The organism is Variovorax sp. P4_D9 (assembly GCF_056401695.1).
This window is the reverse complement of the sequence record NZ_JBFUIU010000168.1, coordinates 1-13,939: the sequence shown is the minus strand read 5'-3', so window position 1 is coordinate 13,939 and position 13,939 is coordinate 1. Positions and strand designations below refer to the sequence as shown.

The 13,939-nt window shown below is 62.1% G+C and carries 10 protein-coding genes; 6 read left to right on the top strand and 4 right to left on the bottom strand.

Annotation, left to right across the window (positions count from 1 at the left end; all coding sequences use genetic code 11):
- From AC1DY5_RS19160 to AC1DY5_RS19135, 6 genes are all read left to right on the top strand, one after another.
- A partial coding sequence (locus AC1DY5_RS19160) for a hypothetical protein (RefSeq protein WP_478113835.1) occupies positions 1-269 on the top strand: 269 nt, incomplete at its 5' end.
- Complete coding sequence (locus AC1DY5_RS19155; protein ID WP_478113833.1) at positions 266-1,993, top strand: DUF1302 domain-containing protein; 1,728 nt, start codon at positions 266-268, stop codon at positions 1,991-1,993. The genes AC1DY5_RS19160 and AC1DY5_RS19155, both read left to right, overlap by 4 nt.
- Before the next feature lie 15 nt (positions 1,994-2,008).
- Positions 2,009-3,394, top strand: a complete 1,386-nt coding sequence (locus tag AC1DY5_RS19150) for a DUF1329 domain-containing protein (RefSeq protein ID WP_478113832.1) — start codon at positions 2,009-2,011, stop codon at positions 3,392-3,394.
- Between the two features lie 30 nt (positions 3,395-3,424).
- Positions 3,425-4,540, top strand: coding sequence for a WD40/YVTN/BNR-like repeat-containing protein (locus tag AC1DY5_RS19145; RefSeq protein ID WP_478113830.1), 1,116 nt, complete (start codon positions 3,425-3,427; stop codon positions 4,538-4,540).
- Positions 4,541-4,559: 19 nt separating this feature from the next.
- Positions 4,560-7,016 (top strand): efflux RND transporter permease subunit, encoded by a 2,457-nt coding sequence (locus AC1DY5_RS19140; RefSeq protein ID WP_478113829.1) that lies wholly within the window; start codon positions 4,560-4,562, stop codon positions 7,014-7,016.
- Positions 7,017-7,094: 78 nt separating this feature from the next.
- A complete protein-coding gene (locus AC1DY5_RS19135) occupies positions 7,095-7,841 on the top strand; it encodes an SDR family NAD(P)-dependent oxidoreductase (protein WP_478113827.1) in 747 nt (248 codons plus the stop codon).
- A gap of 376 nt (positions 7,842-8,217) precedes the next feature.
- Here AC1DY5_RS19135 and AC1DY5_RS19130 read toward each other — a convergent pair whose 3' ends face one another.
- From AC1DY5_RS19130 to AC1DY5_RS19115, 4 genes are all read right to left on the bottom strand, one after another.
- Positions 8,218-8,868 carry a TetR/AcrR family transcriptional regulator gene (locus tag AC1DY5_RS19130; RefSeq protein ID WP_478113826.1) on the bottom strand — a complete coding sequence of 217 codons (651 nt, stop codon included), beginning with the start codon at positions 8,866-8,868 and terminating at the stop codon, positions 8,218-8,220.
- A gap of 86 nt (positions 8,869-8,954) precedes the next feature.
- Positions 8,955-11,069 (bottom strand): hydantoinase B/oxoprolinase family protein, encoded by a 2,115-nt coding sequence (locus AC1DY5_RS19125; protein WP_478113824.1) that lies wholly within the window; start codon positions 11,067-11,069, stop codon positions 8,955-8,957.
- Positions 11,066-13,183 carry a hydantoinase/oxoprolinase family protein gene (locus AC1DY5_RS19120; protein WP_478113823.1) on the bottom strand — a complete coding sequence of 706 codons (2,118 nt, stop codon included), beginning with the start codon at positions 13,181-13,183 and terminating at the stop codon, positions 11,066-11,068. The genes AC1DY5_RS19125 and AC1DY5_RS19120 overlap by 4 nt, the downstream gene beginning before the upstream one ends.
- Positions 13,167-13,939 (bottom strand): NAD(P)-dependent oxidoreductase (locus AC1DY5_RS19115; protein ID WP_478113822.1); only part of this gene is annotated, 773 nt, incomplete at its 5' end. The genes AC1DY5_RS19120 and AC1DY5_RS19115, both read right to left, overlap by 17 nt.

The following is a 13,939-nucleotide window of genomic DNA, read 5'->3' as shown; positions in this document are numbered from 1 at the left end:
CGGCAGGACTGGCTGCGCGCGGGGCAGAGCATGTCCCCTGTGATACGTGTGGTCCGCCAAGGCACCGGCCCTTCAGCCACGAGGCCATGAGCTGGTCTCTGACAAAAGTGAATCACGTTCAGTTAAAGTTATTCTCCATGGCTATTGGTAAAAACACCAACTTTAAAATTGACCGTTCATCAGTTATCCTTGATTCGTTCCAGTTCAACTTGGCGTCCGTGATCGCGCCTACTGGCATACGTGGAGGCAACCAATGGAGAGGGCATTGAAAAATTACAACGGTCTGCGCGGACGCGTGATCGGCAGCGCGGCACTGATCTTTGGGGCGGCACTCGCCAACACGGCCGCGGCCATCGAGCTTGATGCCGGCCCCGATTGGGCGGTGCGTTGGGACAACACACTGTCCTACAACCTCGGTGTTCGCGCCCAAGGCATCAACGGGGGAATCGGAAACAACCCGGTGTTTGCTTCGTCGGACTACAGCTTCGGGCGCGGGAATGTGGTGACCAGCCGGATTTCCGATCTGATGGAGCTCGACGCGCAAAACAAGAATGGGTGGGGATTTCGCCTTAGCGGCTCGTTTTTCAAGGACTTTGCGTTCAACGACGACGTGCGCACGAATCCCGGCCAAGTCGCGCCCGGAACGCCGTATTCGTCAATCGGTCCTTACATCGGCAACGTATTCTCCGGCTACACCAAACGCTACTACGACCAGGGCGGACAGTGGCTCGATGCCTTCGCGTACAACAACTTCAAGCTTGGCGACAGGGATGCGTCGGTGATGGTCGGCCGCCTTACGAAGTACTGGGGCAACGCCGTATTCTTTGGCCCACTTGGCATCAGCTACTCGCAAAACGCTGCTGACAACATCAAGGGTTCGTTCGCGCCCGGGACGGAGGCTAAGGAGCTCGCGATTCCACGTGAGCAAATCTACTTTTCAACCCAACTCACCAAGGACCTCGTCGCAGAAGGTCAGTACTTCTTTCAATTCCAGAACAATCTGGTACCTGAGGGCGGTACCTATTTGAGCTTTGCCGACTTCCTCGCGAACGGTCCTCAGGGCGCTGCACTGACCCGGGCAATCGGATTGGGCCCTCGCGGAGAGTCGATTGTGCCGAATGCAATCAACGGCAATTTTGGGCTCAAGCTGTCCTATGCCCCCCCGGAGCTCAAGGGTGCTGTCTCTGCTTACTACAGAAAGCTGGACGAGACGCAACCATGGATGCCGCTGCTTCAATACAACCCGGCGACCTTCGCCGTCGAGAACTACCACTTGGCATACGCGCAGAAGGTCGACCTTTTTGGCCTGAGCATGGAGAAGCAGTTTGGTGCCTACAGCGTCGGCGCCGAGCTGAACCAGCGTCGTGGGACGGCGCTCAACAGCACGCCGTTCAACGCCTCGGATCCGCTTGGTCGTGAAGCTGCTCGCGGCAACGCAACCAGCATGGTCCTGAATACCGTCGGTGGCCTGACGCGCACGCCGGTGTGGGATACCGGCATCTTCCTCGCCGAACTCGCCTACACGCACCTCGATTCCGTGACCGCCAACGCGGACATGTACAACGGCGTCAACAACCCTGCGGCCTGTCCAAGCGGCAGCACGAAGGATGGTTGCTCCACGCGAAGCGCCGTCGCGGCAGCGGTGCTCTTCAAGCCGCAATGGCTAGGCGTGATGCCCAGCGTCGACCTCGGCATGCCAATCTTCGTCATGTATGGGATCAATGGCAATGCATCCACGCTCGGCATGCCTGTCAATCAAGGTGGGACTCTCTTCACCGTAGGCCTCGAAGCGGTCGTTCAGCAAAAGTACACGATAACCCTTCAGTACAACGGCTACCACTCGCCCACGAACGGGAAGCTGACAAACGCTGGCGCCCGCTTCGGCGTGCCCAACGGCACCCCCGGATTCCCGACCTTCTACGCTGGCGGTAGCGGCACGTTCATGTACAACGACAAGGGTTGGGTGTCCCTGACCCTGAAGGCCTCATTCTGATCACAGGAGCACTCAATGATCCATCTCAACAGACACCTCGTCCCGGCTCTTGCCGTCGCCACGCTCGCCTTCGCCAACGGCGCCTTCGCCGCTGTCACGGCCGAAGAAGCCAAGCAACTCGGCGCCACACTCACGCCTTTCGGTGCGGAGAAAGCGGGCAATGCGGATGGGTCCATCCCCGCGTACAGCGGCGCAGTTCCAACGACCCCGCCGAGCTACAAGGCTGGGAGCGGACGCTACCCAGACCCCTATCCGAATGACAAGGTCCTGCTGAAAATCGACGCGAAGAACGCCGCGCAGTACAAGGACATGCTGACGCCCGGCACGATGGCCATGCTGCAGCAGTATCCGGACTACTTTCTGAACGTCTACGCGACGCACCGCAACTCGCCGTATCCGAAATGGGTGCTCGACAACAGTTTGAAGAATGCGACGACTGCGGAACTGGCGGGAGAGACGCTCGGGGACGCGGTGAAGAACGTGTATGGCGGGATTCCCTTCCCGATTCCGAAGAACGGTGACGRGGTGCTGTGGAACTTCCGCATGCGCTACATCCCCGCCTCCACCTCGCAACGCCAATCGAGTTCCCTCGTGGATTCCTCCGGACGGTCGGTCTTTCTCGGCCGGTATCTGTGCAAGTTTGCGAACACCTACTACGACCAAGCTGCCACGACGCTGCCTGACCCGTACTTCTACAAACAGCTTTGTCTGGGGGAGGCTCCTGCCTCTCAGGCGGGATACAACCTACTGATCAGCTACTCCAGCGACTACGCCAACTTCGACCAGTTGACCTGGGTGTACACGCCGGGCCAGCGACGAGTGCGAACGGCACCGGAGTTCTCTTACGACACGCCGGCCGCAAACTTCGGCGGCGCGCTGACCTACGACGAAGTCAACGTTTTCTCGGGTCGAGCCGACCGCTTCGACATGAAGCTCGTGGGCAAGAAGGAAATCTACATCCCCTATGACAACAATGGCTTCTTCACGCCGGAAGCGACGGCCGAGAAGTTGCTGACGCCGAAGCATCCGAACCCTGAATTCATTCGCTGGGAAAAGCACCGCGTGTTTGTCGTCGAGGGCACGTTGAAGCCAGGCAAGCGGCACATCCTTTCGCGCCGCACTTTCTTCGTGGACGAAGACAGCTGGCAAGTCGTTGCCACCGACGGATACGACCAGGCCGGCAAGCTGTACCGCGTGGGGCTGGCCTTCCCGTTCCTGATCTATGACGACAAGGAAAACGCGCCCTACACAGCCACCCAGTTCTACGGGTTTGCTGACCTTACCAAGGRCGAATATTTCATGTCTTACCCCGATACGATGGGGCGTTTCGACTCGAAGACCGCACTGCCCGACGTGGGCGCGTTCACCTCGTCGCGGCTGGCCGCCACTGGAGTTCGCTGACATGTTGGAGGCCGCCCTGGGAGCAGCGCTATGAGCCTTGCGATGTTTCGCAGTCGACACGCACGCCTGGCAACTGCGCTGGTCGCGGCAGCGCTGGGCGGGGCAGTTGGTACGTGGGCAGCCGACGCGGACACATTTCGCGATCCTCTCGACACCCCCGCAGTTCAGATGAAAGGCGCAGATCGTGCCGGGCACGAGCCGCTGATTGCGGTCGCGGCCTCTGCCACACGCACGATCGGGGTGGGCTTGCGCGGCATGATCATCTATTCAAACACCGGTACGCCAGAGTGGCGCCAGGCGGCCGTCCCGGTGCAGACGGACCTGGTCGCCGTGCAGCTTCTCGACGATCGCCTCGCATGGGCGAGCGGGCATGACTCCACCATCCTGCACAGCGAGGACGGCGGTGCCTCCTGGAGCAAGCAGTTTGATCGCAACGGGGCCCGGCAGGTGCTCAGCAGCAATTACCAGCAGCGGGTCGGTGCCGGCGAGACAGGAATGCAAAAGTACCTGGACCAGGTCAAGCTGAACACCGAGGGCGACGTGTCACTGCCGTACCTCGGCGTACGGTTCGAAGACTCGAACAACGGCTACGCTGTGGGCGCCTTCGGAATGATCATTGCCACCAATGACGGCGGCCGGACCTGGCTGCCCTGGCTGGATCGCATCGACAACGATGAATTCCTGAATCTCAATGCGATTCGCGGCATCAATGGCGAGACCTACATCGCTGGCGAGCGCGGCATGGTCTACCGGCTTGATCGCAAGGCGCAGCGCTTCATCGGGACCAGCACCGGCTACAAGGGCAGCTTCTTCGACATTGTCGGCACCCCGCACGCGTTGGTTGCGTTCGGCTTGCGCGGCGTCGCCTACCGGAGCACGGACGGTGGAGTCACCTGGCAGGCAGCAAAGACCGGGGTCGAGCGAACGATCACCGCCGGCGGAATTTTCGACGATGGTCGACGCATCGTGTTGTTGACCGAGACCGGCGAGGCGATCCAGAGCACTGACGATGGTGCAACCTTCAAGCCTGCCGACTTGCCGAGGTTGAAGCCAGTCTCCGGCGCCGCCACCACCGGCCAGACGTCCCTGGTGACGGCCGGATTGCTGGGCGTGCAAGTTCAAACCCTCAAATTGCTCTCGCCGTAATGCGAGACGCGTCGACGCCATGACCCTACCTGTTGCAGATCTCGGCGCGATGCCCATCATCGCGGACCCGGCCCAGTTCGACCGGCGTTCGGGAAACTGGCTTGAGCGGATGGTATTCAACCACCGATTCCTGATCATGGCCTTCTGCTTCGTTGTCAGCGTGCTGCTCGGCTGGCAGGCGTCGCGTCTGTCGGTCAATGCGAGCTTTGAGAACACGTTGCCGCGCTCCCATTCGTTCATCCGAAATTACCTTGGGAACAAGGCGTCGCTCGGCGGCTTTGGCAGTTCGGTGCGTATCGTGGTCGAGAACACGCAAGGCACGATCTATGACCCACACTACCTCGAGACCCTGCGCAAGATCAATGACACGGTATTTCTGATCCCCGGCGTGGACAGGTCGTTCATGAAGTCCCTGTGGACACCTGCCGTTCGCTGGACCCAGATCACCGAAGAAGGTTATCGCGGTGGTCCGGTCATGCCGCCGAACTACGACGGCTCGGCCACCTCCATCGGCCAATTCCAGCGCAATGTCGAGTTGGCCGGCATCGTCGGCAATCTCGTCGCCAACGATCAGAAATCCAGCATGCTGTTCGTGCCGCTGATCGACACTGACCCGGCCACTGGCAAACAGCTCGACTATGCCGCGCTGTCTCATGCCCTTGAGGAGAAGGTGCGATCGCAGGGGTCGGAGGGTGTACGCATCCACATCATCGGCTTTGCGAAGCTGGTGGGCGACCTCATCGACAGCCTGATGCAGGTTATGGCCTATTTTGGCGTCGCCGGTGTCATCGCGGCGATCCTGCTCTATGGCTACACCCGATGTCCGCGCAGCACGGTGCTGGTGTTGGCGTGTTCGCTCGTCGCCGTCGTGTGGCAACTGGGCATCGTACATTTGCTCGGCTTTGTGCTGAACCCCTATTCGATCCTGGTGCCATTCCTGGTTTTTGCCATCGGCGTCTCGCACGGGGCGCAGAAGATGAACGGCATCATGCAGGACATCGGGCGCGGCACCCATCGCTATGTCGCAGCTCGGTACACCTTCCGGCGCCTGTTCATTGCCGGCATCACGGCGCTGCTTGCCGACGCCGTCGGCTTTGGCGTGTTGATGGCCATCGACATTCCCGTGATCCGCGAACTGGCCATGACCGCCAGCATCGGCGTGGCGGTCCTGATCTTCACCAACCTCCTTCTGCTGCCGGTGATGCTTTCCTACATCGGCGTCAGCCGCGCGGCCGCCGAACGCAGCTTGCGTGCGGAAACGCCGGAGGGTGAGCGATTGACGGGGCTCTCCAGGATCTGGTCGTTTCTCGACCGATTCACTGAGCGACGATTGGCCACGTGGACCGTCGCAATTTCGGCCCTGCTGGCAGTCACGGGCTTCGTGGTCAGCCTGAACCTCAAGATCGGCGATCTTGATGCCGGCGCGCCCGAACTGCGCGCCGACTCACGATACAACCGCGACAACGCCTATACCACCGGGCACTACGGCTTGTCGAGTGATGTATTTGCAGTCATCGTGAAGACGCCTGTGGATGGGATGAGCACCTACCAGACGCTGATCGAGGAAGACCGCCTTGAGCAGGCGCTTCGCAGCCTGCCGGATGTGCAGACGACGTCTTCCGCAGCCCGGTTGGCCCGCTTTGCCACCTACGGCAACAACGAGGGAAATCCGAAGTGGCTCACGATCAATCGTGAGGCGGCAGTCACGGCACAGGCCACCTACGACCTGAAAACCAATAGCCCCGAGTTCATCAACGGCGACGGAAGCCGCGGAACCGTGGTGGCCTATCTCGGCGATCACAAGGCGACCACGTTGAAGCAGGTGGTAGACGTCGCCGAACAGTTCAGCGAAGCCCATAGCACTGCTGACCGGCAGTTTCTGCTCGCCGCCGGTTCGGCGGGCATCGAGGCAGCCACGAACAGTGCTGTGGCTGCGGCAAACCATACGATGCTGCTGGTGGTCTATGCCGCCGTGGTGGTGCTGTGCCTCATCACCTTCCGCAGCTGGCGTGCCGTCGTGGTGGCGGTGCTGCCCCTGGCACTGACATCCATCCTTTGTGAGGCGATCATGGTCATGCTTGGCATCGGCGTGAAGGTGGCGACGCTGCCTGTTGTTGCGCTGGGTGTTGGCATTGGCGTCGATTACGCCTTGTACCTGCTCAGCGTCCAACTCGCACAGCAACGCGCCGGCGTGCCATTGCGTGAGGCCTATCGCAACGCTGTGAGCTTCACCGGCAAGGTGGTGGCATTGGTCGGTGTGACGCTGGCAGCGGGCGTTGTGACGTGGGCATGGTCTCCCATCAAGTTCCAGGCGGACATGGGCATCTTGCTGACGTTCATGTTCCTGTGGAACATGGTCGGCGCACTACTTTTGATCCCGGCCTTGTCGCACTTCCTGCTGCAGACGAAACATCTCGCCCCTTCGCCCGGCGCTGTTCCGCTGAAAATTCGCTGTCGAAGCCTGACCGGGTCGTGATGATCACATTCGCCGCAGACGCGCGCTCGGGCGTGCCGGTGCCAACGCGTTCATTCAACGCTTTAAAGGAGAGCTTTCATGACAAAGGTCGCATTGATTACCGGTGGTGCCAGTGGAATCGGAAAAGAGACCGCGTTGTTACTCGCCAGCAGGGGCGTCACGGTCGTCATCAGCGGCCGACGTGAGCGCCAGGGCCTTGAGACAGTCAAAGCTATCGAGGCGGCCGGTGGCAAGGCATCGTTTGCCCAGGCTGATGTCAATGATGAGGCTTCGGTGCGAAAGCTGATCGATCAAGTCGTTCGCGATCATGGCCGTCTTGACATGGCGGTGAACAACGCCGGCATCTCGAACGAGAACAAGGTGGTTGGCGAGTCTGATTCGGGCGCCTTCCAGGGCATGCTCCAGACGAATGTGATGGGCCTCTACTTCTGCATGAAGTATGAGTTGCAGCAAATGCGCCAGCAAAGCGGCGGCGCCATCGTCAATGTCGCATCGATTGCCGGGCTCAACGGCATCCCCTGGGCGGGTACTTATGCTGCGACAAAGCACGCCGTTGTGGGTCTCACAAAGTCAAGCGCGCTCGACTACGCCACACAAAACATCCGGGTGAACGCCGTGGCACCCGGCGCCATCAAGACAGATCTGATCGAGGGGCAGATCGCGCTGGGTCAATATGACGAGGCCACCATTTCCGCTATGCATCCGATGGGGAGGATGGGTGAGCCGCGTGAGATCGCCAACGGCATCGCATGGTTGCTCTCGGATGAGGCCTCCTTTGTTACCGGGCACGTCCTCAGCATCGATGGGGGCTTCCAGGCCAAGTAGTCCCCACAACACGCTTCTGTCGAGCGGCGGTTCAGCGAACAGACCCCAGGGATTTTTCGTGTCTGGCGGGTATGAACTCCGGTAGGCTTTCGAGCGATCGGATTTGCTGCCAACAATGCAGGCCGGGTTGTTCATCGACAGGGAGCTCTCGCAAGGCGACAACGCGGGAATTCCGCCAATGGTGCAGGCGGCTTCCATTGGCGCTGTGTTATCGAGCTCCTGGTTAGCAGGAGTTAGCCTGCAACCCACCGAGCTTTAGCCGTTTAGCCCTTCAGGATGGACCTTGATATGGCGAGGCCCCGCAGTACACGCCTTGCGCGGAGGGCGAGTGCAAAGCTATCCGAAGGGCACAGAAAGATCCGGATTCACTCGAGCATCAACGCGGCTTGAGCTTAGGTGCGAGCGCGTGCGCGACCATGAACGCTGCGGACTGCAAAAGTTGAGTGCGAGACGAATGGCGTCGACGCAGAGGCAAGCGCACGATCGCCGCCACRCGTTCTATGAGGACGAGGACCGCCGATGCCCCGGATGCGTACTCCAGGCCGTTGTCAGCTTCCTTGATGCGCTGTTCCAGCAACGTGTGCAGTCGTTCAACCGACGCATGACGTACTTCTTCAAAGCGCTTGTCCCCTTCGTCAGCAGCCAGATTGCGAATCCGAAGGATGGCTTGGTGCTCTTGCCAGAACSCCACGTAAGCCTTCACCAGCGCGAGCGCCTTGGTCGAAGCATCCTCCTGGGTCCAAGGACTGCTGAGCAATGTCTCGATCTCGGGCGTGATCTGCTGTATGTTTTGTGCCGCGGCTAGCACGACCTCGTTGACATCGTCGAAGTAAACATAGAACGACGCTGACGAGGTCCCCGCCATGGCCGCGATGTCTGCGACGTTCAACTCCATGATCGAGCGCTTCTCAAGGAGATTTTCGGCTGCCTTCATGAGCCGAGCGCGCGTTTCAGCGCCCTTGCGACCGATCTTCTGGCCGTAAAGATTCTGACGGGGTACCACTGTCGTCGAATCGGCTTCGTTCATGGTCTTGGAAATCCTCAACAAAAGATGACTGATTATCAGCGAATCAGTGCTGGGTTGGGCACTGACACGGGTTGGACAATTTCGGCTTATACCGGACACCGCCAGTGATGAGGACTGGATTCCACCGTACAGGGCTCGCCTTCCAGCGTCACGTCGACCATCAGCAATCGCCCGCTGCCAGGATCAAGGTAGCTGCGCAGTACGACGCGGCCGTCGCGATGTTCCTCGAGCCGTGGGCATCCCTCGATCCAGGCGTCAGGCGCGCAGGACAATGGTGTTCCGCTGCCGACGGCATACGCAGTACCATCGTGGTGCTCGACGCCGGGATAGAGCAACCGGCCACGCCCGCGTCTAGCCATCGTTAGGGTGTCCGTTCGGCTGAGGGGCTTCGGAGCGGGCAGGGCGTCATCGAGGCGATCGAGCTGAAGTCTGGAGCGCCGCGCTGCGGTCGCTTCGGTATCCACGGTACCGCGCTCGTTCAGCACGAGACCATAGATCGAACAGGCTTCGTCATTGCTGATGCGGTCCTGTCGCAGGTCCCTGAAGACGGCCGCCGGGTCGCGCGCCAGAGGGTCGCCGAACCCGCCGCCGGATCCCAGACGGAACTCGAAAGTGTCTGCCTCTGTCACAATGAGCGCGCCTTCGTGCCCCGATACGTCATGCAGCGTTCCGTTCGCGTCGCGTCGTGAGAACTTGGTGTTGGCCCCGGGCAGCCCGCCCGCGAAGCCGGGAAGCGGCAAGCGTTCGCGCATGCCGAGCATGACGCCGGTCCACGACGATGTCTTGTGCGGTTTGTAGGCCATCTGGCATCCAGCGCCGGCGCGGTGTTCCCCGGCGCCCTCCGAACCCACGCGCGGGCGCTTTTCGAGGRCCAGCGCGGGGTAGCGAAGTTCGAAGGACTCGACGTCAATGGATTCGATGATGGCCTTCCGCGCGACCATGAAACTGAACAGGTCGTAGCCATCGCGGTCATGGCCGGCGGATCCACCGGCCATAGCGCCATCGATCATGAGCCATCCGTCCTGGGCGCCGGCAGGTGTGCGGTAGGCCCATGTGTGCAAGCCCATGCACGACGGTGCGACCGGACCGGAAAGCAGGTGCCGCCCCGGCGCCTGCTCGCCCGAGATCGCGATGGCCAGCATCACGCACTGCTGCGCCGCCATGCTGGCGTTCAGCGCCACGTCAAAGTGCGCTGACGCTGTCGGCGCGGGGGGGGCGGCATTGACAACCGTGCCTGGTGGGCAACGGACCTCGATGGCATCGAACATTGCGGCAGACAGCGGCAGGTCGTGCGCCAGGACGTCTGTAACGTCGCTGACGAGGATCGACTTGACGATGTGCGGCTTGGTATTGAAGAAGTGCKAGCACTGCGGCGCGGCGCCTTCAAAATCGAACACCATGCTTTCACCGGAAATTGTCAATGCGCACGGCACCTTGAACCGCTCGTCGCCCCATTCGGTCCACGTCGTGAGCCGGTAGACACCGTCTTCAAGCAATGAAATCCGCCGTTTCAGTTCGCGCAAGACAATGCTGCGCAGAGACCGGACGCCTGAGGTGAAGCGGTCCGCCCCCCAGCTATCGGCCAAGGCGACGATCTTGTCATGCACGACCTGGCAACCAGCAACCAGACTGCGTATGTCCATCTCCACGAGTTGCGGAACGCGAATGTTGTTGCGCAGGATCGCCCAGATGTCCGGTTGCTGAATGCCTTGGCGGAACAGCCGCACCGGCGGCAGGCGCAATGCTTCCTGGAAGCATTCCGTCGCTGCGGGTGACCAAGAGCCGAAAGTCATGCCGCCCACATCGATCATGTGGCCGGAGTTCGCCACCCAGGCGATCAACTTGCCGAGATGGAAGATGGGCCGCTGCACGACGACGTCCATGTAGTGCAGGCCGCCGCCGTTGTGCGGGTCGTTGGCAATGAAGACATCGCCGGGTGCAATGGTGTCGCCGTGCATTGCGAGGGTGTATCGCACCGCGTGGCTGCATGCGCCGAAGTGATGCGCGACCGCTCCGCCACCGACAATAAGATCTCCTCCAGCGTCCAGCAGCGAGCACGAGCAATCGCGCGACTCCGCGATCGTCGGCGAACACGCCGTGCGCTCGATGGTCATTGCACCTTCTTCGGACATGGCCTGAAGCCGGGCGCGAAGCACCTCGAGTTCGATCGCATCGAACTCATGTTGTACGGCGGCGTTCATACGGGCGTCTCCAGGTTGATGGTGCGAAAGGCATCGACTACCGCGCGCACGCCTGAAGGAATCCATAGCGTCGTGTCACGGCTGTCGATCAGTGCCGGCCCTTCGAGCGTGTGTCCGGCAACGAGCCTGGCGCCATCGACGACCTTGACTTCCATGGCCGGCGATTTGGCGCCCTGGTGAATGTGCCGCGTGCCCAGCAGCGGCAGTGAAGCGGAATCTTTCCTTGCCGCATTCGTTGTCAAGTCTGCGCGCACGGTTCGCCCGTATCCGATGGCACGAATCGCCACGAGTTCGACGGGCGTGCCGCTGACCAGCGAGCCTTGCCCATAGCGACGGCCGTACTCGGCCTTGAACGCTTCGGCGATGCGCTGCTGTTGCGCCGCGTCCAGGCCATCGGTGCAGTCCATCGTCAATTCCCATTGCTGGCGCATGAACCGAAGGTCGACTTCGAATCTCAACGAGCGCTCATCTTTGCCGATTCCATCGGCCTCGAGATCGGTCTCGACGACCCGGGCCAACCCGGACAGGTGAGGTTCGGCGACCTGCGGGTCGCACGGCAGCGTCAGGGCCACGCTGCGGCTGCGCTCGCGCCGGATGTCCGCATTGGCGGCTCCAAACGCCGACAAGACCGATGTCAGTTCAGGCACCAGAACGCGCTTGACGCCGAGGTCCAGCGCGATCGCAGCGTTGAACAATCCGCCACACCCGCCCATGCTCACGATGGTGTGCGCAGCCGGGTCCAGTCCGCGCTGCGCAAACTGGGCGCGCAGCGCGCGGACCATCTCTACCCTGGCAATCTCATGGATGCCCCAAGCCGTCTGGCGGGCATCCGTACCCAGCTTGTCGCCCAGTCGCTTACAGGCGGCAAGGGCCGCCGCTTCGTCGAGCGCCATGTCGCCACCGAGAAAGCGCGCCGGGTCTATGTAGCCGAGCACGACCAAGGCATCGGTCACGGTGGCCTCGGTTCCGCCGCGTCCATAGCAGGCGGGTCCGGGGTATGCTCCGGCGGAGCGCGGCCCCACGCGCATCAAGCCGAGCGGGTCCACCCACGCGATCGAACCACCGCCGGCGGTGACAGACTCGATGTCCACCATCGGCATGGCGGTCCAGACACCCATCAGTTCGCCGCGCACGCGCCGCATGGGTTCGCCGCTGCGGATGATGGCCATGTCGAATGAGGTCCCGCCCATGTCGCAGGCAACGGCGTCCTTGACGCCCGCAGCGCGGCAGACCGCGAGTGCACCGACCACGCCTGCGGCGGGACCCGATTCGGCCAGCACAGCGGGCGTGGCGCGGCCTTCGGCGACCGTGATCGAGCCTCCGCCGGAATGCACGAGCAGTGGAGGGCGCTGAAGCCCCAGTCGGCGAAGTTCCACGACCAGTTCGTCGATTCCGCTCAGGGAGCCGGATGTGTAGGCGTTGAGCAGCGCGAAAGTCGTGCGCTCGTATTCGCGTGCCACCGGGTACAGCGCCGCGCCGGACAGCACGGCCATGTCCGGCATCGCATCCTGGATGGCCTTGACCGCGGCCGCCTCGTGCGAAGGGTTGACGCACGACCACAGGAATGAAACGACGAGTGCCTCGACGCCAAACTCTTGCCGCAGGCGCCTGGCTGCCGTCACAGCTTGCATGACGTCCAGAGGCTTCAGGACGTCCCCGTCGCGGTCGATGCGTTCGTCCACACCGATGATCCAGTCGCGGTCGATCAAGCCGTCCGGCGGCACCAACCAGCCGTTGCAGGGTACGCGCCGGACGCGGGCGATCGGCACCATGTCTTCGAAGCCCGCCGTCGTGATCAGACCCACCTTTCGTCCGGTGCGAGAGGCGATGTCGTTGGTGACCGCTGTCGTCCCGAGGCCGAATCGCTCGACACGTTCAAGCATCGCTTCCAAGGGCAGGCCGGCCCGATCTGCGACCAACCGGCACGCGGCGATGACTCCGCCGCCCAATGCCCCGGTCGTGGAGGCCGCCTTGGCCCGCCAGACCTGCTGCCCGTCCGACAGGACGATGTCGGTGAAGGTGCCCCCGACATCGACGCCGATGCACAACTGGCCTGACGGAGCCGGCCCATTGCGACCGTCGAGGCGCGCGGCCGCTTCAGTATGTGAGGCCATGGTCTTGAAGGCCGGGCAAGGATTGTTCGATCAGGTGGTCGAGCGTGGGCATCGACGTGCCCAATTCGATGGCAAGCGCCCTCGCGAGATGCAGGTCCTTGGATGCCATGTCAACCATGCCGGCCTGCCCCGTGGTGTAGGCCTCTCCTTGCGCGCGGATGAGCAACCAGTTGTTGCTCACCCAACTGGACCCGACGGCGCCGGCGTTGATCACCGACAACCACTTCGTCTCACCGATGCCGGCGGCGCGTGCAAGCCGCAAGGCATCGCGCACCACCAGCGTGTTCGTGATGGCCAGGAAGTTGCTCAAGACTTTCGTCGTGGAACCCGCGCCCACGTCGCCGACGTGGAACTGGTTCTGCGACATCGCAGCGAGGGCCGGACGTGCGATCTCCAGTGTGGCGGCATCGCCTCCGACAAAGAAGGTCAGCTTGCCCGCGCGGGCGGCGGTGTCGCCTCCGCCGGTCATCGGGGCGTCGAGAACATAGATGCCGCACGCCCTGGCTTGCTCGGCCAGCTCTTGCGTCAGGCGTGGCGGCACCGTGCTGTGAACGACAATGATTCCCCCGGGCTTCATGCCGGCCAGCAGGCCCGGCGCTCCGGATTGCGGCGAACAAGCCTCGCGCACCTGCGTCTCGTCGAAAAGCGCGAGGCAGACAACGTCCGAGCGGGAAGCAAGCTCAAAGACATCGGCCGCCGCGGTGGCGCCCAGTTCGACAAGCCGCTGGACCGGCTCCGGTCGAATGTCGAGCACGG